Consider the following 21,227-nt stretch of genomic DNA (forward strand, 5'->3'; position numbering starts at 1 on the left):
TTAGCAAAGCTTAGTACAGCAGAAGGATTCATCAAAATACCAAGACCAGCCCGATTCCGGGGCACGATAGAAGGCCTAGCCGCTCGCTTGAAGCTTCTCGCCTGTTGCCCTTCTAGACCTATACATCTCCACCACCTCTCCCAGTTCGCCACCCCGTGCTCCTGGCGACAGCTCGCAACGAGGTTCGGACGGGGGTCGTGCAGTGGTGGTCTAGACCAAGATGCGTTCAGGCAGGAGCGGACTCGCAAATTAACTCGTTGGCATCAAACGTATTTTGCGATTCTCGGTGATTCGATCTGAAAATGAAACGCTCCCGGTGGGCGATGAGCTTAAGGAATTGGGAATAAGTGGGCCGATTCCTTGGCACGCGAGGTCACCTTATCGCCCCCTCCGCGTGGTTTCTTCGCTGGATCGATTCGAACAGCGGAGGCGAGATGCCAGCAAACACATCGCATCTATTATCCTCGGTCGTGGACGCCCAGCGGCAAGCCGACGCGATCAATGCCTACTGGGCGAAGGTGGGACGAGAAGCCGGCGCGATGGTCGTGCCGGTGTTCGATCACGAAGGCAATTTGGAGTCCTTTGGCGTGACCAGTCACATGGCGACCAAAGCAGCGAGCAGGTCTGGACGGAGACCAGGTGCGTACTTCGCGTCCCGGCCTCACCGATAATCTTCAAGCTCCGCATCGGTTATCCGCCCGGCCTCATCAATGCCGGCGCGGCGCTCCCAGCATTCACCAGCGCATCGACGAACAGCCGTGCATGAACCGGCAGCGCCTCGAAGGTGCGCGCGCAGACCACCAGGCGCCGGTCGGCCCAGTCGTCGGTAAGGCGCAGGGCTGCAAGGCCCGGCGAGCCGTGGCGCGCCACTGCCGCGAGCGGCAGCACGCCGACGCCGATGCCCGCCTCGACCAGCCGGGCCACCGCGTCGAAATTGCGCAGGCGCACGCGATAGGCGATGTGCCGGCCGAGTCGGGCGGCGTTGCGGGCGAGGTGGTCGTGCAAGGCGCCCGCGGTGAGACCGACGAAGGGCTCGTCCAGGAGCTCGGCAAAGCTGATATCCTGCCTCAGCGCGAGGGCGCTGGTGGCGGCGGTGATGGCGGTAAGGCGGTCGATGCCGAGCGGGCGTAGCTCCAGGCTGGCGAGATCGGCGGTGGCGGCGATCACCCCGAATTCGGCCTGTCCCGCCGCCACGGACTCGACGATTTCCAGGCTCGTCCGCTCCTCGAGATCGATGTCGACGCCGGGATTGGCCGCGAGGAAGCTGCGCAAGGCGTTGGGCACGAGCTCGACCAGCCCGGCCGTGTTGGAGAGCATGCGGATCTCGCCCTTGAGCCCGGTGGCGAAGGCGCGCAACGCGCCCCGCATCTGCTCGGCCTGCGCGAGGATCGCCCTGGCATGATGCAGCAAAGTGCGGCCGGCGGCCGTGGGTGCCACGCCGCGGCGGGCGCGGACGAGCAGGGCGGTGCCGAGTACCGCCTCCATGCCACTGATCCGGGCGCTGGCGGAGGCGAGCGCCATGTGCATGCGCTCCGCCCCGCCCGAGATGGAGCCGGCCTGTGCCACGGCTTCGAACAGGCGCAGATCGGTGAGATCGAAGCGCATCGGCCTTTCCTTCGGTTTTTCCGAAGGAACAGCTCGGATCTTCCCGATTGTCAAGCCGGCGGAGGTGCGACAGTTCTAGGGTGTTCTCCGTCACTCGCCCTCGCTGCGTCATGTCCCATATCCTGCTGCTCACCCTTGCCGGACTGCTTGCCGGCTTCATGAATGCCCTGGCGGGCGGCGGCTCCTTCGTAGCCTTGCCGGCTCTGATCGCCGCCGGCGTACCTTCGGTCGCGGCGAATGCTTCGAGCACGGTGGCGCTCTATCCCGGCGGCGCGGCCAGCGCCCTGGTCTATCGCAACGGCCTTGCGCCCGTCTGCGGCGTGTCGGCAGGACGCATGCTGGGCGTGACGCTGGCGGGCGGCCTGGCCGGCGCCCTGCTGCTGCTGTGGACGCCGATCGCCCTGTTCGACCGGGTGCTGCCCTGGCTGCTGTTCATCGCGACATTGATGCTGGCGTTGGGTCCTCGCCTTGGCACGGCCCTGCGCGCCCGCTGGCTTGCCGCAGCCGGCGCGGTGCTGGCGGTGCAGTTCGCGCTCGGCCTCTATGGCGGCTATTTTGGCGGCGCCGTGGGGCTGATGATGATCGCGGCCTGGAGCTTGCTCGCCGATGCCGACATCAAGGCGCTCAATCCGCCGCGCACGCTGATGGTGACGGCGGCCAACACCGCTGCCGCACTCTGCTTCATCGCCGCCGGCACCGTGTACTGGGTCGCGACATTGCTGGTGGGCGCCGGCGCCCTCCTCGGAGGTTACCTCGGCGCCTATCTCGGCAAGCGCTTGCCGCCGGTCGCGGTAAGGGCGGCGACCTTGCTGATCGCGGCTGGGATGACGGTGGTATTTTTCGCGCGGGCTTATGGATAGGGGACGGTCATGGCAGGCGATCCACTCGAGTAATATGCATTCAGGCAGAAGCAGGTTTATAGATTAATTTATTGATATAAAAGGGATTTTTGGTTCTTGACGATTCGATTTGAAGGTAAAACGTTCCAGGCACAGTCGTCCGTGAGCGCCCATCACCTGATGTCGTCGCGGCGTTGGTGACCGCCGTCCTTTGTCTTTTGCAGCGATCTTCAAAGGAGCCCGACCGAATTCGAGCGCCTTTCTCCGGCAGTCTCGCGATTATTCACTCGCGGGTGCACTGGCTTGGGGGCCAACTTCGCAGTGGTCGTTATGTATATTGGGACATATTTGTATTTTATGACAACGATATAACCTACAATAATACCTAAGTATGCGATTATTTCTTATGATTTATTTATAAGAATCAGATAAATATATGTCTATTTTACATTTATATTGATAGTTTATTTTTATTCACTTCATTATTTCGCTAATTGGTTAACCATCGGGTGGACATTTCCCAGAGAAATCCACGATTGACTTTAGGTAAGTCATTTGTTAACGCGTTGTAATGTTGAAAACCTGTAACTCGATGTGCCTCCTTGCCCTACAAGAATAATAGAAATTTGAACTCACCTACGGCATTGGCGCGCATATATCTCGGTGTCCGTGTATTATTAATATCCATAGGTATTTTCTTTGTCCTTTTAACTTCTAGTGCCAAGCTTTTGGCTGATGACGTCAGTCCGTCCGGGCCCAAGGCAACACGGCCGATTGCGCAAGACGACAAAACAACCGCGACGCCTTCGAAAACATCCCTACCCGGGCCCAGGATTACGCAGTTTGGGGACTGGGAGGTTTCTTGTGGATCGGCTGTCGTTGCAACGCCGCCCTCCTCGGCATCAGCGCAGGACGGGCCGACATCTGAGGCACCCGCAGCTTCCCCCGCTTCAAAGGCCGATTGCCGCGCCATCCAGCGCCTGGTGGTGAAGGAAAGCGGCGAGACCGTGTTTGCCACCACCATCCTGCCGAACGCGAAGGCCAAGCAAGGCGAGGCTTTCATCGGCATCGTTTCGGTGCCGCTTGGCGGTTACCTCGCACCCGGCATGCAGCTCTCGATCGACAAGGGCAAGGCCTACAAGATCCTGTTCGAGACCTGCAACCAGGCCGGCTGCCACGCGGGCTTTCCGATCACGGGCGCCGTGCTTGCTTCGTTCAGGAAGGGCAAGGCCGCTTCCTTCCGCTTGTGGACCACCAAGACCAAGCCCGCCGACGTTTCCGTTTCCCTGAAGGGCTTGCCCGACGCGCTCGCCGCGATCACCAAGGGCGGGATGTGACATGCCAGTTCTACGTCTCAAGTCTCTGTTCCGGCTGAGTCTCGGCCTGATCACCGCCAGCACGTCTGCCCTGCTGGCCGGCATGCCGGCGCTCGCCCAGCAAGTCATTCCCGACGGCGGAACAGCCACCCAGATGGGCACGCCGACCGCTGTCGGCCGTCCGACGGTCGAGATCGCCACGCCCAACGCCAGCGGCATCAGCCACAACACCTATACCGACTTCTCGGTGGGTGCCGCCGGCCTCAATCTCGACAACAGCACGGCTAATCCCAATCTCAAGGGCTCTCCTTTCGCCAGCACCATCGTGAATGAGGTCACCTCTTCGCGCCGGTCGACGATTGGCGGTCCAATCGAGGTATTGGGGTCCAGCGCCCATATCATCATCGCCAACCCCAATGGCATCACGGTGGATGGCGGCTCCTTCATCAACACCGGTGGCGTGGTGCTGTCCGGCGGCACGGTGAGCTATGCGCCCTCCCTGACGTCGCCGGGCATGGTCAACGCGATCGTCAGCTCGGGCTCGGACATCGAGGTCACGGGCAAGGGTTTGGCCGGCGTCATGCCGACGCTGCAGTTGCTGGCCAGCAAGATCAGGATCGATGGGCCTGTCACCAATGGAACATTCACCACAGACCAAACCACCGGAGACAAAAAATTCAATGCGTCGGGAGATATCGGCATCAATGCGGGTGATGCCGATCTGACGCTTGATTCCAAGGTTTCCCCCTTGGGATTGGCCACGGGCTGGGCGACCAAAACGAGATCCGGCAACGGCAATTCCAATGAGATTCTGGTCGATGTCACTCCTCAGGGCTCGCTTTCCGCAAGCAGCATCCAGATCGCCGTCAATGCCAGGGGCGCCGGCGTCTCCTATGCCGGCACCGGCAATGCCTCGCTGGGCAACTTCACCATCACAAATGACGGCAAAGTCACAATCATTGGCGCGCCACCGGACGCCAGGATCCCAGCAGACACCAAGACCAAAGCCGCCCAGATCAAGGCCGAGACCGTGCTCAAGATCAAGGCACGATCGATCGACATCCGCAATGGACCAACCGCCCAGGCTACGCTCGCTTCGCAGTCTGGGAGTGTGACGCTGCTCGCCAATGACGGCGATATCAATCTTGAAGGTGCGATATCAGGCTCGCAGCGCCAGGCGCCCGATGCCCTTATCCGGCCGCAAGCAACTCGATGAGGCCATTGGCGAAGGTGCCGGTCTTCAGTCCTCAATTTTGGGCACGCCACTTGTAAACCAAGGCGATGTCTTGCTTTCCAAGGTCTTGGATGACGTCGACGGCGGTGCGATAACCGCAAGCCAGCTTTCCCAAGCTTACATTTCCGAGTTGAAGAAGGATCAGGCTCTTACGGCTGCGGTTGGCCTGACGGCGTTAGCGGTCATAACAGGTGTCGCTGCTGGTCCAGAGGTCTACGCCTACTGTACTTTGAACCCGTTGAGTTGTGCGCAGGTAGCAGAGGCTGCCGGTTGCGCGGTCAATATGGATTGTTCGAGTTTGGTCGGATCTCTGCCTGCTGCAGAGGAGGCCGAGGCCGCTCTGGGAAGAGTCGCTCAAGCTTGGGCCGAAAGTGGTGGTACCGCTACCGCTACTACAAACGGCTTCATAAGTGCGACGAAAATATCCATCAACGGAACGACTATCGCGTTGGATGTAACTGAACAGGCCATTCTCCAACAGATCATGAGAAACGGTGATGCCAGCGGTGCTTTGACAGAACAATTGTTTAATCTGATCGCGGCCAGTGATCGGGGAGCCACCTTACTTGCGGGAGGAGCCTACGGACCAGGTCTCATAAATGGATTTGACCACGTTCTTGAGATGGCGGATGGAACCATCATAATCGTTGACTCGAAGCAGTTGGCAAACGGCGCTCTACAACTTGGATCAAGCCAGAGTGGTGTGCAGTTGTCGGACGCTTGGGTGCGAGGGGTACTCGCTAACTTAGAACCAGACTCTCCGGCTGCAATGGCCGTTCAAAGAGCTCTCAACACTGGCACCCTCATAACAGCTGTCACAGGGGTAAATCGTGTCACAGGAAACTTGGTTTTTGTCCCAGTTCACGTGCCATGAATGCAGCGGAGATATTTTATGGAAGAGATAATGGTGGATTTTCAACCTGAAGCAAACGCTCGGATACAACATGTCAAGAAGCATGCTGTTTTTGATGAGAACGATAAGGAAGCGTTAGCACTAATTGAAGCAAAGAGGGGCAATCCAGCAGCGTGTGCCGGCTCGTTGGCTGACCATGCTGCGGCATCGGCTTTGTCTTCGTGGTTTGATCGCCGATCTTTACATGATTTCAAGGCCTGGTATTTCAATAGTGCATGTCTTTTGAAAATTAATTATCTTCTCAAGCCTTCTATTTCAGGGCCTCTACTTAAGTGGGCAGAGCTGCTTGCGCCTTTATTGTCAGATGACGAGGGGGTGGTTACATGGTTCTGCAACAATGATGAAAATGTCTCAGAGAAAGATTCCGATAATATTAAAACTTTGGATTATCTATTTTACCAGACAAAATTAGCTATACGTGGAGAATTTTGGCTTTTAAAGGAAAGAAGTGAGGCTTTTCTTGCAAATCACCCGAGTGCCCTCAAAAAATTTATTCCAGATTTTCGTTATTTTTTAGCTCTCGCAAATGGTAACTCATCAATGATGGAAGAAATTCTGATGGAATTTACTTCATCAAAATTGCTGAAGCAACGTAATGCGATGGAGGGTGGCTTTACGCGAGACTTAGTGTCAACACCCGCGACAATGTACGCGAAGATCGCGTGGCGCCATGGGTTTTGCGTCAATTTAGAATCCTCTTATGTTCCATGTGCATGGCTTCCGGTGAAGCCCTTGAACGAATACAAGACCGCTTATGGGTTTATGGATAAATTAAATGCGGATAATTCAGAAGATTTCAAGAAATTGTGGAGAGATTTCTAGCTATACTAAAATTAAATAAATTAAATATTCTTTCTTAGTTGAGGTAATCATCTAATGTAATTGTATTCTGACCCGGTTTTATAGAACATGGTTTTTGTCTAACACTGGAGCTTATTTTTCTACTTCGTCAGCGCCGGGGCGGTGAATGCCAGCGGCACGGGCGCGGCCGCGCCCACGCCCGTCACCGAGAACGGCATCACCTATCTGCACGGCGCGCCCCTCACCCCGGCCGGCCAGCGCGATCCCTCCTGGATCCTGGGCCAGGTCGGCGATAGCAGGGGCAACCTCACCTTCTTCGCCGATCCCCTGACCGAGCAGAACCTGATCGAGAAGGCGATCATCAGTGAGACCGGGCGCGCGCTGCTCGATCCCAAATACAAGGATCCGGCGGGCCAGCAGCAGGCGCTCTGGCAGGGCACGGTCGACTTCCTCAAGGCCAATCCGGACATCCATCTCGGCGACACCCTCACCGAGGCCCAGAAGGCTTCGATCACCCAGCCGATCCTCTGGTACACCAACGACAACGGCGTGCTGACGCCTGAGCTCCTGCTGCCGCCATCCCAGGTCGACGCCCTCACCAAGCAGATGGGCGGCATGGTGCTGGGCCAGGACATTGCCATCTCCGGCGATGCCGTCACCAACACCGGCAACCTGATCGCCTCCGACAAGGTGCTGATCAGCGCCGGCGGCTTCCTCGACAACCAGCGCGCCGTCTATGACGGCTGGGATGCCCATCTGCAGGACGGCGGCTCGATCAAGGCCGCCGATATCGGCATCCTCACGCTGGGCGATCTCGATGTCGCCGGCGGCTCGATGGCGGCCTCGGGCACCATCACGCTGCAGTCGCTGATGGGCGATGTGAACATCCTGAGCAGGCGGCTAGCGAGTTCCGGAAGGAAGGCAAGGCCTTGGCTCAACGGTTGCAGGAGGAGCTTGGCGTAGCCTATGTCGTTACGAAGAAACTGTGAAGTGTATTGGGTGCGGGGCAATCCGCTAGAACGAGGTGAGGCGCCCGCTGCATGACTCAGCCCGAGAGGGCGTGAGAACGCGGTTGCTCGGCTCTCTGTCACTCACCGCCTCGGGCCTGACCATCGACGCCGGCAAGACGCTGGAGGTGGACAGAAGCTCGCCCTCCAGGTCTCCGGCGATCTCAACATCCTCGGCACGGTCGCTGGGGCGGGCGATCTCTACCGGCAGTCGACCGGCAGTCGACCGGCGGCTCGACACTATCGGCTCCACCATCGCGGCCAACCAGGACCTGGCAGTCCGCACTGGGTCGCTGGACCGCAGTTGTCCTGCCACCTTTCTCTTCCCACGCCCCCGCTCTTTTTCTATGGTCCGACCATTGCCGGAGGCCCATGAGTCTCGCGCGGCCTTGTCGAGTTCGGAACCACCCTCATGACCATCGCTCCGGCACAGAGCAGCGCCACGCGAAGCAATGTCCTCGCTTTTCTCGTGGCCGGCGCCTTTTTCATGGAGATGCTGGACGGCACGGTCGTCGTCAGCGCCCTGCCGCAGATGGCGGATTCCTTCGGCGTGGCGCCGATCGACCTCAATATCGGCATCTCCGCCTATCTGCTCACCCTGGCGGTGCTGATCCCGGCCAGCGGCTGGGTGGCCGATCGCTACGGGCCGCGCAGCGTATTCGGCTGGGCCATCGTGATCTTCACCGCCGCCTCGATCCTGTGTGGCCTCAGCACCAATCTGTGGTTCTTCACCGCCGCGCGCATCCTGCAGGGCGTCGGCGGGGCGCTGATGGTGCCGGTGGGGCGGCTGATCGTGCTGCGCAGCACCGCGAAGGCCGATCTGATCCGCGCCATCGCGGTGATCACCTGGCCCGGCCTCGCCGCGCCGGTGCTGGGGCCACCGGTCGGCGGCTTCCTCGCCACCTATGCGAGCTGGCACTGGATCTTCTTCCTCAATGTGCCGCTCGGCCTCGTCGGCTTCCTGCTCACCATGAAGCTGATTCCGCCGGGCCAGGCCGATGGCGCCAAGCCTTTCGACTGGCTCGGCTTCGTGCTGGTCGGCGCTGCCTGCTTCGGCCTGATCTATGGGCTCGACCTCATCTCGCGCCAGAATTCCTCGATGCCGCTGGCGGCGCTGTGGCTGGCGGCGAGCGCCGTCATCGCCGGCCTTGCGGCCCGGCATGTGCTGCGCGCCGCGCACCCGCTGGTCGATGTCTCGGCGCTCGGCATCCGCTCCTTCGCCATCACCATCTGGGGCGGCTCGCTGTTTCGCATCGCCATCGGCGCCGTGCCTTTCCTGGCGCCGCTGATGTTCCAGCTCGCCTTCGGGCTCGATGCCTACCAGGCGGGCCTGCTGGTGCTCTGGGTCTTCGCCGGCAACATCACCATGAAGCCCTTCACCACGGCCGTGCTGCGGCGCTTCTCCTTCCGCCAGGTGCTGATCGGCAACGGGCTGCTCAACGCCATCCTGGTTTCCGCCTGCGCCCTGCTGACCCCGGCGACGCCGGTGCCGGTGATCTGCGCGCTGCTCTTCGCCAGTGGCCTGACGCGCTCGATGCAATTCACCGCCCTCAACACCATCGCCTTCGCCGAGGTGCCGGAGGCGCGCATGAGCGGGGCCAACACGCTGTTCAACGTGGCGTTCCAGATGTCGTTCGGCATCGGCATTGGCGTCGGCGCGGCGGCGCTCAGGCTCGCCGAACTCTGGTTCCCGGGCGCGCCGGGCAAGCTGCCGCTCATCGACTTCCAGATCGCCTTCGCCTTTATCGGCCTGCTCGCCTTCGCCGCCATCCTCGACATACTCGGCCTCGACGCGCGCGCCGGCAACGAGCTCAAGATCAAGCGGGCGGGCGCGAAATAGTCGGCGTGTAATGCAAGATTACTACCTGGTTCGAAGCCGGCGCCTCTACCCTGGCAAGCTCCTTCTCCTCGAACGGCAGGTCCGGCGCCATGGCCATGATCCACAGCATGATCCGCGTTCTCGACGAGACACGCTCGGTCGAGTTCTACCGCAACGCCTTCGGCCTGCAGATCGCCGGACGCTACGAGTTCGAGAGCTTCGTGCTGATCTATCTCGCCGACGAGCAGGGCTTCGAGCTGGAACTGACGGTCAACAAGGGCCGCGCCGAGCCCTATGACCTCGGCAATGGCTATGGCCACCTTGCGGTTTCTGTCGCGGATCTCGCCGCCGCGCATGGCCAGATGAAGACGCTGGGCTTGGAGCCCGGCGATCTCAAGCTGCTCGTCTTGCCGGGGGGAGGGGAGGCGCGATTCTTCTTCATCGCCGACCCGGATGGTTACAAGATCGAGGTGCTGCAAAGGGGCGGGCGGTATAAGTAGAGACGAGGGGTCCTGGTTTGCGGCGCCTCTTTCTGAGATGTCGCGCAGCCCCTCACCTCTATCCTCTCCCCGCAAGCGGGGCGAGGGGGCGCAATCGTGATGACTTTTCCATAGACGTCCCATCTCGCCCAACAGTTGTGCGAGATGAAGCGTTTGAGGATAGAGCGCGCCCTCGAAGTCCCCTCGCCCCGCTTGCGGGGAGAGGATAGAGGTGAGGGGCTGCGCGACATCTCAAGAATACGATCAAATCGAACGGCCCCCCATGCCCTCTCCCGACACCAATCCCTTTCCCCACGATCCCGAGCGCCATGGCCTGTGGGAGATGCTCGTGCGCCGCGATATCGAGGCGTTCCTTACCGCGGACTGGGAGGCGATCGCCGGCGATTTCCTGGCCGACCGTTTCTTCGGCCTCAGCGGCATGAAATCCGCCAATCCCGACGAATGGCGCATGGTCTTCCCGCGCCTCGAGGATTACCGCGACCGCTGGCTCGCGCAGGCCAGGCTCTCCGCCGAGACCGCTTATGCCGAGCCGCGGCGCGAGGCGCTCTATCGCGCGACTTCGCTCACCGAGATCGAGATCAGCGGCGAGCGCGTGGTGGCGCACAAGAAATTCGATGGGACGATCCGCAAGGCGGATGGCAGCGTCGATGTCATCAACTGGCAGACGCTGTATCTGTGCGCGCGGGTGGATGGGGTGTGGAAGATCATCGGGTTCGTGGGATATCTGCCGAACCCGATGGGGTAATTTCTGGAACCACGCCCTGTCGGAAGGGGGGTGCGGGATCCCCTGGGACCGCAGGCGTCTCGCCTGCTCTTCCTCTCCTGCAAACGCTTCGTTTCCAAGAGCAGGCGAGACGCCTGCGATCCCAGGGAAAGAGGCCGGCTGGAAAGCCGGCGCTCCCGGTCTACTTCATCGTCGGCATCACGAAGTCGGCGCCGGAGCGGATGCCCGTCGGCCAGCGGCTCGTGATGGTCTTGAGCTTGGTGTAGAAGCGCACGCCTTCCGGGCCATGCATGTGGTGGTCGCCGAACAGCGAGGCCTTCCAGCCGCCGAAGGAGTGGAACGCCATCGGAACCGGGATCGGCACGTTGATGCCCACCATGCCGACCTGGATCTGATGCGCGAATTCGCGCGCCGCATCGCCGTCGCGGGTGAAGATGGCGGTGCCGTTGCCGAATTCGTGCTCGTTGATCATGCGGGCGGCGGTGGCGTAGTCCGGGGCGCGGGCGACGGCGAGCACGGGGCCGAAGATCTCTTCCTTGTAGATCTTCATGTCGGTGGTGACGTTGTCGAACAGCGTGCCGCCGACGAAATAGCCGTCCTCATAGCCCTGCATCCTGAAGCTGCGGCCGTCGACAACCAGCTTGGCGCCTTCCGCCTCGCCGGCGTCGATATAGCCGCGCACCTTGTCGTAATGCTGCTTGGTGACCAGCGGGCCCATCTCCGCCTCCGGATCGGTGCCGGGGCCGATCTTGAGCGCGCGGATCTTGGGCTCGAGCTTGGCGACCAGGGCGTCCGCGGTCTTGTCGCCGATCGGCACGGCCACCGAGATCGCCATGCAGCGCTCGCCGGCCGAGCCATAGGCGGCGCCCATCAGGGCGTCGACCGCCTGGTCCATGTCGGCGTCGGGCATGACGATCATGTGGTTCTTCGCCCCGCCCAGCGCCTGGCAGCGCTTGCCGTGCCGGGTGGCGGTTTCATAGATGTAGCGGGCGATCGGGGTCGAGCCGACGAAGCTGACGGCGTTGATGTCGGGATCGGTCAGGATGGCGTCGACCGCTTCCTTGTCGCCCTGCACCACGCTGAAGACACCGTCTGGCAGGCCGGCTTCCTTGAGCCATTCGGCCAGCAGCAGCGAGGCGGAGGGATCGCGTTCGGAGGGCTTGAGGATGAAGCAGTTGCCGCAGGCGAGCGCCACCGGGAACATCCACATCGGCACCATGGCCGGGAAGTTGAACGGCGTGATGCCGGCGACCACGCCGAGCGGCTGCCGCAGCGAATGGCTGTCCACGCGTGTGCCGACATTCTCCGTCACCTCGCCCTTGAGGAGCTGCGGGGCGGCGGTGGCGAACTCCACCACTTCCATGCCGCGCTGGATCTCGCCCTTCGCGTCGGAGAGCACCTTGCCGTGCTCGGCGGTGATCACCGCGGCGAGTGTGTCGATCCGCTGCTCGAGAATGGCGAGGAAGCGGTTGAGGATGCGGGCGCGGCGCAGCGGCGTGGTAGCGGCCCAGCCTGGCGCCGCGGCCTTGGCGGCTTCCACGGCGCTGCGCACTTCCGCCGTTGAGGCGAGGGCGACAGTCGCGCTGCTCTCGCCAGTGGCGGGATTGTAGACCGGCGCGCTGCGGCCGCTCTTGCCGGCGACGATGCGCCCGCCGATGAAATGGGAAATTTCCTGGGCCATGGTTTCCTCCTTGGGGCGAGACGTCATCCCGTGCGTGCGTGATGCGGCACGAAGTGCAGCTTCGCAGACACGGGACCGCCATCCAAATTTGCGAGTCTCATTCTGCTTGCGATCCCGGATCTGCGTCGCAGCACTTCGTGCCGCAATGCGTCCGGGATGACTGCTGCCCTTATGCGACTTGCGACCGTGCACATCAATGAGATGTCTTGCACTCCCGATGTGCGAAAATTATAGTCACCCTCCATGAACTGGGATCACGTCCGCATCTTCCTCGCCGTCGCCCGCAGCGGCCAGATCCTCGGCGCCGCGCGCCGCCTGAAGCTCAACCATGCCACCGTCGGCCGCCAGCTCACGGCGCTGGAGGAGGCGATGGGCACGCGGCTGATCGACCGGCAGAACCAGGGTTGCGCCCTCACGGCTGCCGGCGAGGCGCTGCTGGTGGCAGCGGAGAGGGCGGAGTCCGAGTTCCTGCGCGTCAGCGCCGACCTCTCCGGCACGGCGGCTTCGATCAGCGGCATCGTGCGCGTGGGCGCGCCTGATGGCCTCGGCAATTACTTTCTGTCGCAGGAGCTCGGCGCGCTTGCGGCACTGCATCCCGAGCTTGTCGTGCAACTCGTGCCGCTGCCGCGCACCTTTTCGCTCTCGCGCCGCGAGGCCGACATCGTGGTGACGCTCGAGCGCCCGGCGCAGGGCAAGCTCCTGGTGAAGAAGCTCACAGATTATACGCTCAGCGTCTACGCCTCCGAAAGCTATCTGGAACGCACCGGCCCGATCGCCCGCGAGGCGGATCTGGAGGGCCGGCTGTTCGTCACCCATGTCGATGACCTCGTCTACAGCCGCGCGCTCGATTACGCCGAGACGCTCGGCCGCCTGATGAGCCGGCGCTTCGAATGCGGCAGCGTGGTCGCCCAGATGGAGGCGGTGCGCGCTGGCCACGGCATCGGCATCCTGCACGACTACGCCGCCCGCCGCTTCCCGGAACTCCGTCGCCTGCTGCCGCACATCCACTTCACCCGCAGCTATTGGCTGGTCTCCCACCCGGACACGCATCATACGCGGCGCGTGAAGGCGGTGGCCGAGCACATCACGGCGAGGGTGCGGGCGGAGCGGGGGAGCTTTGCGGTGGCGGATGTGGAATACTCGGGAAGACGAGCCGCACAACTCGCCTGACGGAGACATTTCTAAAAGCCAAGGCCTGCTCGGCAGCGTTCGGTCTAATCGGTACGAGGCACCCTTCGAGTCTTTTGGCTTTTGGCAGCCGTGAGAAAGGCGTTCAGGGTCGTTCGTTGGAAAGCCTCGCTGAACCGGCCGATACAGGCAGAGGGATCGAGGTAGAAGGATCCTTCGAAGAGGTCGTGATTGTACTCGTCGAGGATGATCCAGAGCGGCATATCGTTAAGACCGGCCCTGCGCCGCTCGATTTCCGGTACCTCCAGGGCCAGCCTATCTGACGAAGGTGGCGACGAGGTAATCGGGAGAATGAAGAGGTTGGTCTTGCCATCCTTGTCGATCACGACCGCCACGAGGGAGACAGGGCGGCTCTTCCGGCCTTCGGTCTCGCCTGCATCGTGTTGCCACCGCCAGAGATAATCGTAGCGCCAGACATCGCCGGACTTTGGAGCGGGCACGGCAGCAACCTCACTTCAGATCGGCGAGCGCTTCTTCCAGCAAGGCCAAATGCTCGGGCGGCATTTCTTCGATGGCATAGCTCCGCCGCGGATTGTTCCTGAAGCGACGTTCATAGGTTTCGATGTCCATCAGCACATAGCGGGTCTTGCGATGTCTGGTGATGGCAATTGGTTCCCGCTCGGCGGCCGCGAGGACGTCGCCGAGATGCTGTTTGAACTCAGTGGAGGCAAAGGATTTCATAGCGCTGTCCAGTTTTATCCAAAATAGACAAATTAGACAGTTTGAGCAATTGCTTTATTCAGGATTCGCTGGCGCTGCCGCCCTACAGCCGCACCCCGCTCTTCGGGTCGAACACATGCACATTGCCCGGCACCACCGTCAGGTACAGCGTCTCGCCTGGCTGCGGCGACAGGCGTTCGCGGAAGACGGTGCGGATCTGGGTGCCGTCGATGCTGCCGAACAGATGCGTCTCCGCCCCCGTCGGCTCGACCACGCTGACCAGGAAGGGGAAGCCGTTCTTGATGTCCGAGAGCAGGAAATGCTCCGGCCTGATGCCGATTTCCACCGCCTGGCCCGAGGAAGCGCTACTCTCGCTCATCGGCAGCAGCAGCCCGCCCCTGGTGCGCAGCTTCGGCGCCCCGTCGCCCTTCTCGACCGTGCCGGGAATGAAGTCCATCGAGGGTGAGCCGAGAAAGCTCGCCACGAAGCGATTGCCCGGGCGGTCATAGAGTTCGAGGGGCGAACCCACCTGCTCGATCTGGCCCGCATTCATCACCACGATGCGGTCGGCCATGGTCATGGCCTCGATCTGGTCGTGGGTGACGTAGACGATGGTGGTCTTGAGGTCCTGGTGCAGGGCCTTGATCTCCGTGCGCATCTGTACGCGCAGCTTGGCGTCGAGGTTGGAGAGCGGCTCGTCGAACAAGAAGAGCTCGGGTTGGCGCACGATGGTGCGGCCCATGGCGACGCGCTGGCGCTGGCCACCGGAGAGCTGGCGCGGATAGCGGTCGAGGTAGCTGTTCAGGTTGAGCACGCCCGCCGCCTTCTGCACGCGCGGCTCGATCGACTGGGCGCTTTCCCCGCGCATGCGCGGCCCGAAGCCGATATTGGCGCGCGTGGTCATGTGCGGGAACAGCGCATAGGACTGGAACACCATGGAGATGTTGCGCTGCTGGGGCGAGAGCTTGTTGGCGAGCCTGGGGCCGATCCACAATTCACCGCCGGAGATCTCGTCGAGGCCGGCGATCATGCGCAGCAGGGTGGACTTGCCGCAGCCGGAGGGGCCGACCAGCACGACGAATTCGCCGTCCTTCACATCGAGGTCGATGCCATGCAGCACGCTGGCGGTACCGTAGCGCTTCTCCAAGGATTTGACCTGCAGGCCCGCCATATCACTTTCTCCTCTCGATGATGTCCCGCACGAAGCGCAGATTGCCGGCCGTGAGGCCGCCATCCACCGGCAGGACCGCTCCCGTCACGCCGGCGGCGAGCGGGGAGGCCAGGAAGAGGGTGGCGTTGGCCACATCCTCCGGACTCACCATCCGCCCGAGCGGGTAATGGGAAACCACATCTTCGAAGATCGCCGGGTCCTTGGCAAGGCGGTGGTCCCAGGCCGGCGTGCGCACCGAGCCGGGGCAGACGACATTGGCGCGGATGCCTTTCTCGCCCATCTCGACGGCGATCGCCTTGGCATAGGCGACCAGCCCCGCCTTGGCGGCGGAATAGGCGGGATTGCCGTAATGGCCGAGGGCGTTCACCGAGGCGACGAAGACCACGGCGCCGCCGCCGCGCTTCGCCATCGCCTCGACCACGGGCCGGGTGATGTGGAAGGCGCCGGTGAGGTTGATGGCGATCTCGCGCTCCCACACCGTCTCATCCACCTGGCCGATGGTTTCGGCGCGCGTGAAGCCGGCATTGTTGACGAGCACCTCGGGCGCCGCACCGGCCCCGGCAAGATCGGCGCAGGCATCGGCGCAGGCCTTGGCGTCGGTGAGGTCGAAGGCGAGGCGATGGGCAAGCGGCAGTTCCGCCATCGTGGCGGCATCCCGATCCGCCCCGGAGACCATGGCGCCGGCTCCGGCAAAGGCCGCGACCATCGCCCGGCCGATGCCGCCACCCGCCCCGGTGATCAGCACATGGCGCCCGGCAAGGCCGAGGGGATGGGGCGGATTATCGGGCATGGGGAGACTCGCTGCAGGCAGGACGGCGCATCTATGCACGGTTCGCCGGAGAAGGAAATCCGGGAGCGCGGACATCGCGACATGCGTGCATGTCGCGATGTCCCCTTGTGGAAACGATGTGCTCGATGAGAAAGGAGAAGCGCACAAGACAACCGCACTCCCCAGAAGGAAAACTTGGCACATACCACTATGTCAGGTATAACTGACACATGGTCGACGTCCTGCGCACTGACGAATTCAACGAGTGGTTAGGCGATCTAAGGGACAAACAAGCAGTCGCTCGTATCCAGACAGCGATCATAGACGTGTCGCTGGGCAAATTTGGCAAGGTCAAATATCTGCGCGAAGGCGTCAGTGAAATCAGGATCGATCATGGCCCTGGCTACAGGGTGTACTTGACGCGAAGGGGTGACCTGATCGTCGTGCTCCTATGTGGTGGAGACAAGCGCACGCAGAGTAAGGACATTGACAAGGCCGTCAGGCTGGCAAAGGAGGTGTGATCATGGCCATCAAGCTCAGCAATTGGGACCCGGCCGACTATATCAAGGATGAGGGGGACGTGATCGCGCACCTTGAAGCTGCGTTCGAAAGCGGCGATCCGGCGACCATCGCGGCAATGCTCGGTGCTGTCGCCCGTTCCAGTGGCGTGGCGCAGATTGCACGCAAGGCTGGCGTGAGCCGCGAGACCATCTATTCCAGCCTCACCCGGGAAGGCGATCCCCGGTTGTCGACTCTGACGAGTGTCCTCGCGGCGCTCGGCTTCGGGCTGAGCATTCATCGGGTCGAGCCCCACGAGTTGGAGCATAGCTGACCCATCCCGCTTCCAATTGCGGAGAAGGGATGTTGCGGTAAATCGATACAGCCATCCCTCTGTGGAACCGATTACACTCCGTCCGCCAAAGCCTCTTGCCAGCCAGCCGATTACGGGGAAGAGTAGCGCCCGTCATGCGGGCGACAGGCGCTGGGCGCCGTAGGAACCGCAGCAGTCAGAAAGATGGGGACGTTTCATGAAGATGATCGGACGGATGGCGATGCTGATGGCAGGCGCCTCACTCTTGGCTTATGCCTCCGCGGCGCAGGCCGGCACCGTGCGTGTGACCATCGCCCAATATTCCAAGGGCACGGGCCCCTATTTCGAGGAAGCGGCCAAGGCCTTTGAGGCGGCCAATCCCGGCACCACCATCCAGATCGAGGTCGTTCCCTGGGACAACCTGCAGCAGAAGCTGACCACCGACATCTCGGCCGGCACCAATGCCGATCTGTCGATCATCGGCACGCGCTGGCTGCTCGACTATGTCTCGAATGGCATCGTCGCCCCGCTCGACAGCTATATGACGCCCGAGATCAAAGGGCGCTTCATCGACACCTTCCTCTCCCCCTCGGTGCTGAACGGCAAGACCTATGGCCTGCCGATCGCCGCCTCCGCCCGCGCGATGTATTACAACAAGGACGTCTTCGCCAAGGCCGGCATCACCGAGCCGCCGAAGACCTGGGATGACTTCAAGGCCGCCGCCGCCAAGATCAAGGCCGCCACGCCGGACGTCGCGCCCTTCGGCCTGCAGGGCAAGGAAATCGAGACGGACGTCTATTTCTATTACGGCCTGTGGGCGATGGGTGGCGATATCGTCAAGGATGGCAAGTCCGGTCTTGACGCCCAGGCGGCCAGCGATGCCGCCAAGATGTACAAGAGCTTCATCGACGGTGGCCTCACCGAGCCGGGCGTGACCTCCTACGCCCGTGAGGACGTGCAGAACCTGTTCAAGCAGGGCAAGGTCGCCACCGTGATCACCGCGCCCTTCCTGTCGGGCCAGATCAAGAAGGAAGCGCCGAACCTCAATTATGGCGTGGCGCCGATTCCCACCGGCCCTTCCGGCAAGACCAGCACCTATGGTGTGACCGACTCCATCGTGCTGTTCCAGAACTCCAAGGTGAAGGACGAGGCCTTCAAGTTCCTCGACTTCCTGTTCACCACCGACCAGCGCACCAAGTTCGACAAGGTCGAAGGGTTCCTGCCGGTGAATGCCAAGGAAGCGCAGGATCCGCTGTTCGCCAACGATCCGGACCTGAAGGTCTTCGCTTCGCTGCTGCCGAACGCCCACTTCGCCCCGGTGATCCCGGGCTGGGAGGAAATCGCGCAGATCACCTCGAATGCGATCCAGAAGATCTATCTGGGCAAGGCCGACGACATCGACGCCACGCTGAAGGCCACGGCTGCGCAGGCAAACGACATCCTGAACAAGAAGTGAGGATGTGAGGAGCGGCTTGCGGCTTCAGCGGCCCGCAAGAGCGCGACGTGAGCCTCCCCCACGAAGCTGGGGGAGGTGGGCCGACGTGGTCGGCTCGGAGGGGGTGTGGGCCGCTAGCTCCCGTTTAACAAATAGGGCTCTGCTCAGTCGTAGAACGAAGCTGAGCGTCTTTTTGTGAAGTTGAGCCCGTCGGGCCACACCCCATCCGACCTTGCTTCGCAAGGCCACCTTCCCCAGCTTCGTGGGGAAGGCTCCACGCCGCGGTCTTCCGTTCAAGATCGGCTGTTATCACCCCACCACCCGGAGAGCCTTTCTGATGGGGCGGGCGACACCCTACTTACTCATCCTGCCAAGCTTCCTGATGGCGGCCTTCATCATCCTGTGGCCGCTCTACCAGATCGGGACGATCTCGGTTCATGACGTCAACCGCTTCGGCATGCTTCGCGATTTCTCGGGCATCGCCAATTTCCAGGCGTTGTTCAACGATCCCGACTTCATCGCCGCGCTCTGGCGCACCTTGGTGTGGACGGCGGGCGTGGTGATCGGCACGCTGGTCGTCTCGGTCCCCATAGCGCTCATCCTGAACGATGATTTCCACGGCCGGAGCCTGGCGCGCGTCATCGTCATGCTGCCCTGGGCGGTATCGCTCGCCATGATGGCCATCGTCTGGCGCTGGGCGCTGAACGGGGAGAGCGGTCTGCTCAATTCGGGCCTGAAAGGGCTCAGCCTGATCAACACCAATATCGAATGGCTGGCGCAGGCCTCCACCGCCTTCCCGATGCAGATCCTGATCGGCATCCTCGTCTCCATCCCCTTCACGGTGACGATCTTCCTCGGCGGCCTCTCCTCGGTGCCCGACGATCTCTATGACGCCGCCTCGGTGGAGGGCGCGAGCCACTGGCAGCAATTCCGCTACATCACGCTGCCTTTGCTGCGGCCCTTCATCAACATCGCCTTCGTGATGAACACCATCAACGTGTTCAACTCCTTCCCGATCATCTGGGTGACGACGCAGGGTGGCCCCGCCAACTCGACCGACATCCTGGTGACCTATCTCTACAAGGTCGGCTTTCGCTTCGGGAAGCTGGGCGAGGCCTCGGCGGTGTCGATCATCATGTTCGCGCTGCTGCTGGTCTTCACCATCATCTATGTCAGGCTGGCGATGCGGGAGGAGAAGACGACATGAGCAAGCTCAAGCGCTCCATCCTCTACTGGATCCTGCTGTCGCCCATGGTGGTGATGGCCCTCTTTCCCTTCGCGGTGATGTTCATCACGGCACTCAAGCCCACCAGCGAGATGCTGTCGCCGACCTGGTGGCCGAGCGAACCGACCTGGCGCAATTTCATCGACATGTGGAGCGAGACCGGTTTCGGCCCGGCGCTGCTGAATACGCTGATCGTGGCGCTGGCGACGACGGCGCTCGTCATCCTCATCGCCATTCCCGCCGCCTATGCGCTCAGCCGCTACCGCTTCGCCGCGCGCGGGGCCTTCCGCCAATTCCTGCTGATCTCGCAGATGCTCTCGCCGATCGTTCTGGTGATCGGCCTGTTCCGGCTGATCGTCTATCTCGGCTTGATCGACAAGCTCAGCGGCCTCGTCTTCGTCTATATCGGCTTCAACCTCGCCTTCGCGGTGTGGATGTTGCAGAGCTATTTCACCACCATCCCGCGCGACCTCGAGGAGGCTGCCTGGATCGAGGGCGCCAGCCCCTTCAAGACGCTGGTGAAGGTGTTCCTGCCGCTCGCCGTGCCGGCTATCGTGGTGACGGCGATCTTCACCTTCATCTTCGCCTGGAACGAGTTTCCGCTCGCCCTCTCGATGCTGCGCCAGCAGGACAGCTACACCTTGCCGATCCAGATCGTGAACCAGGTGGCGGGGCGCTATACCATCGAATGGAACTATGTGATGGCGGCCGCCTTCGTCGCCACCATCCCCATCGCCATCATGTTCATGTGGCTGCAGCGCTATCTGATGCGCGGGCTGGCATTGGGGGCGGTGAAATAGCTGGGATCGCCGACTCTCGAGCCGGCTCTTCCATCCAGTTCAAGCGGCATTGCCGATCTTATTGAAGTAAAGGGCCGGCTGGAAAGCCGGCGATCCCGGTATGACCAAGCAGCATTTCGGCTCTGCCCACGTCCCCCTCTCTCCCGCCGTGCGGGCGGGCGACAGCATCTACATCTCCGGTCAGGTGCCGACCTTGCCGGACGGCTCCGTGGTGCAGGGCGGCATCGAGGAGCAGACGCGCGCGGTGATGGACAATCTCGCCAAGGCCCTGGCGCTGGCCGGCGCCGGGCTCGAGGATGTGGTGAAGACCACGGTGATCCTGGTCGACGCGCGCGATTTCGGGGCCTTCAACAAGGTCTATGGCAGCTATTTCCCGACAAACCCACCCGCCCGCACCACGCTGGAGGCCCGGCTGATGATCGATATCAAGGTCGAGATCGAGGCCGTGGCGTATAAGCCTTAAGCTGGGAGCGCGGACGTCCCGTCCGCTCTTGGAAACGACTGCCTTGCTCACACATGTCGCGCCACCCCTCACCTCTATCCTCTCCCCGTAAACGGGACGAGGGGGCGCAACTGGCGAGTTTTATTCTTTGGCGTCTCATCTCGCCCATCCGGTTGGGCGAGATGAGACGTCACAAGTGGAAGCGCGCCTTTGAAGTCCCCTCGCCCCGTTTACGGGGAGAGGATAGAGGTGAGCGACTATCTGAGCTGTCAAGTTGCATTGGCAAA

23 protein-coding genes are annotated in these 21,227 nt (G+C 62.0%); 16 read left to right on the forward strand and 7 right to left on the reverse strand.

Translation table 11 applies throughout. The features are described from left to right. Positions 1–690: 690 nt before the first annotated feature. Positions 691–1,605, reverse strand: a complete 915-nt coding sequence (locus tag QQL24_RS03980) for a LysR family transcriptional regulator (protein ID WP_284310577.1) — start codon at positions 1,603–1,605, stop codon at positions 691–693. Positions 1,606–1,715: 110 nt separating this feature from the next. Here QQL24_RS03980 and QQL24_RS03985 point away from each other — a divergent pair, with 110 nt between their 5' ends. The 7 genes from QQL24_RS03985 (at position 1,716) to QQL24_RS04015 (ending at position 9,555) form a co-directional block, all read left to right on the forward strand. Continuing rightward, complete coding sequence (locus tag QQL24_RS03985; RefSeq protein ID WP_284310578.1) at positions 1,716–2,465, forward strand: sulfite exporter TauE/SafE family protein; 750 nt, start codon at positions 1,716–1,718, stop codon at positions 2,463–2,465. Between the two features lie 707 nt (positions 2,466–3,172). Continuing rightward, the gene (locus QQL24_RS03990; RefSeq protein WP_284310631.1) at positions 3,173–3,781 is read left to right on the forward strand and encodes an invasion associated locus B family protein; all 609 of its coding nucleotides are present in this window, start codon (positions 3,173–3,175) and stop codon (positions 3,779–3,781) included. 1 nt (position 3,782) lies between these two features. Further along, positions 3,783–4,976 carry a filamentous hemagglutinin N-terminal domain-containing protein gene (locus QQL24_RS03995; RefSeq protein ID WP_284310579.1) on the forward strand — a complete coding sequence of 398 codons (1,194 nt, stop codon included), beginning with the start codon at positions 3,783–3,785 and terminating at the stop codon, positions 4,974–4,976. Beyond that, positions 4,945–5,868, forward strand: a complete 924-nt coding sequence (locus QQL24_RS04000) for a hypothetical protein (RefSeq protein WP_284310580.1) — start codon at positions 4,945–4,947, stop codon at positions 5,866–5,868. The genes QQL24_RS03995 and QQL24_RS04000 overlap by 32 nt, the downstream gene beginning before the upstream one ends. An 18-nt stretch (positions 5,869–5,886) precedes the next feature. Beyond that, the gene (locus QQL24_RS04005; RefSeq protein WP_284310581.1) at positions 5,887–6,729 is read left to right on the forward strand and encodes an Imm49 family immunity protein; all 843 of its coding nucleotides are present in this window, start codon (positions 5,887–5,889) and stop codon (positions 6,727–6,729) included. A 141-nt stretch (positions 6,730–6,870) separates the two neighbouring features. Beyond that, positions 6,871–7,671, forward strand: a complete 801-nt coding sequence (locus tag QQL24_RS04010; RefSeq protein ID WP_284310582.1) for a hypothetical protein — start codon at positions 6,871–6,873, stop codon at positions 7,669–7,671. A 456-nt stretch (positions 7,672–8,127) separates the two neighbouring features. After that, positions 8,128–9,555 carry an MFS transporter gene (locus QQL24_RS04015; RefSeq protein ID WP_284310583.1) on the forward strand — a complete coding sequence of 476 codons (1,428 nt, stop codon included), beginning with the start codon at positions 8,128–8,130 and terminating at the stop codon, positions 9,553–9,555. Here QQL24_RS04015 and QQL24_RS04020 read toward each other — a convergent pair. Then, positions 9,533–9,664, reverse strand: coding sequence for a hypothetical protein (locus QQL24_RS04020; protein ID WP_284310633.1), 132 nt, complete (start codon positions 9,662–9,664; stop codon positions 9,533–9,535). The genes QQL24_RS04015 and QQL24_RS04020 overlap by 23 nt on opposite strands. Here QQL24_RS04020 and QQL24_RS04025 point away from each other — a divergent pair. Next, positions 9,645–10,034: a VOC family protein gene (locus QQL24_RS04025; RefSeq protein ID WP_284310584.1), complete on the forward strand. Its 390-nt coding sequence runs from the start codon at positions 9,645–9,647 to the stop codon at positions 10,032–10,034. The genes QQL24_RS04020 and QQL24_RS04025 overlap by 20 nt on opposite strands. 262 nt (positions 10,035–10,296) lie before the next feature. Continuing rightward, positions 10,297–10,779, forward strand: a complete 483-nt coding sequence (locus QQL24_RS04030; RefSeq protein WP_284310585.1) for a hypothetical protein — start codon at positions 10,297–10,299, stop codon at positions 10,777–10,779. Positions 10,780–10,939: 160 nt separating this feature from the next. On the opposite strand, the gene QQL24_RS04035 is transcribed toward QQL24_RS04030, so the two are convergent. Beyond that, positions 10,940–12,439 carry a CoA-acylating methylmalonate-semialdehyde dehydrogenase gene (locus tag QQL24_RS04035; protein ID WP_284310586.1) on the reverse strand — a complete coding sequence of 500 codons (1,500 nt, stop codon included), beginning with the start codon at positions 12,437–12,439 and terminating at the stop codon, positions 10,940–10,942. Between the two features lie 243 nt (positions 12,440–12,682). Between QQL24_RS04035 and QQL24_RS04040 the strand changes: the two genes are divergently transcribed. Next, a complete protein-coding gene (locus tag QQL24_RS04040; RefSeq protein WP_284310587.1) occupies positions 12,683–13,609 on the forward strand; it encodes a LysR family transcriptional regulator in 927 nt (308 codons plus the stop codon). A 44-nt stretch (positions 13,610–13,653) separates the two neighbouring features. Here QQL24_RS04040 and QQL24_RS04045 read toward each other — a convergent pair whose 3' ends face one another. The 4 genes from QQL24_RS04045 to QQL24_RS04060 form a co-directional block, all read right to left on the reverse strand. Further along, on the reverse strand, positions 13,654–14,067 hold the full coding sequence (locus tag QQL24_RS04045) for a hypothetical protein (RefSeq protein ID WP_284310588.1): 414 nt from the start codon (positions 14,065–14,067) through the stop codon (positions 13,654–13,656). 10 nt (positions 14,068–14,077) lie between these two features. After that, entirely contained in the window at positions 14,078–14,308 is a 231-nt protein-coding gene (locus tag QQL24_RS04050; RefSeq protein WP_284310589.1) for a type II toxin-antitoxin system Phd/YefM family antitoxin, read from the reverse strand. Positions 14,309–14,390: 82 nt separating this feature from the next. Beyond that, positions 14,391–15,458 (reverse strand): ABC transporter ATP-binding protein, encoded by a 1,068-nt coding sequence (locus QQL24_RS04055; RefSeq protein ID WP_284310590.1) that lies wholly within the window; start codon positions 15,456–15,458, stop codon positions 14,391–14,393. Between the two features lies 1 nt (position 15,459). Next, entirely contained in the window at positions 15,460–16,248 is a 789-nt protein-coding gene (locus QQL24_RS04060) for an SDR family oxidoreductase (RefSeq protein ID WP_284310591.1), read from the reverse strand. Positions 16,249–16,457: 209 nt separating this feature from the next. Between QQL24_RS04060 and QQL24_RS04065 the strand changes: the two genes are divergently transcribed. The 6 genes from QQL24_RS04065 to QQL24_RS04090 all read left to right on the forward strand — a co-directional run bounded on the left by QQL24_RS04065 (position 16,458) and on the right by QQL24_RS04090 (position 20,961). After that, complete coding sequence (locus QQL24_RS04065; protein ID WP_284310592.1) at positions 16,458–16,748, forward strand: type II toxin-antitoxin system RelE/ParE family toxin; 291 nt, start codon at positions 16,458–16,460, stop codon at positions 16,746–16,748. 2 nt (positions 16,749–16,750) lie between these two features. Beyond that, on the forward strand, positions 16,751–17,059 hold the full coding sequence (locus QQL24_RS04070; RefSeq protein WP_284310593.1) for an addiction module antidote protein: 309 nt from the start codon (positions 16,751–16,753) through the stop codon (positions 17,057–17,059). 196 nt (positions 17,060–17,255) lie between these two features. Beyond that, positions 17,256–18,494 carry an ABC transporter substrate-binding protein gene (locus QQL24_RS04075; RefSeq protein WP_431310633.1) on the forward strand — a complete coding sequence of 413 codons (1,239 nt, stop codon included), beginning with the start codon at positions 17,256–17,258 and terminating at the stop codon, positions 18,492–18,494. Positions 18,495–18,810: 316 nt separating this feature from the next. Beyond that, positions 18,811–19,680: a carbohydrate ABC transporter permease gene (locus QQL24_RS04080; protein WP_284310594.1), complete on the forward strand. Its 870-nt coding sequence runs from the start codon at positions 18,811–18,813 to the stop codon at positions 19,678–19,680. Next, on the forward strand, positions 19,677–20,498 hold the full coding sequence (locus QQL24_RS04085) for a carbohydrate ABC transporter permease (RefSeq protein ID WP_284310595.1): 822 nt from the start codon (positions 19,677–19,679) through the stop codon (positions 20,496–20,498). Before QQL24_RS04080 ends, QQL24_RS04085 begins: the two co-directional genes overlap by 4 nt. A gap of 100 nt (positions 20,499–20,598) precedes the next feature. After that, positions 20,599–20,961 (forward strand): RidA family protein, encoded by a 363-nt coding sequence (locus QQL24_RS04090; protein WP_284310596.1) that lies wholly within the window; start codon positions 20,599–20,601, stop codon positions 20,959–20,961. Positions 20,962–21,227 lie beyond the last annotated feature (266 nt).

It is taken from the genome of Labrys miyagiensis, assembly GCF_030160835.1.
GTDB classification, from domain to species: domain Bacteria; phylum Pseudomonadota; class Alphaproteobacteria; order Rhizobiales; family Labraceae; genus Labrys; species Labrys miyagiensis.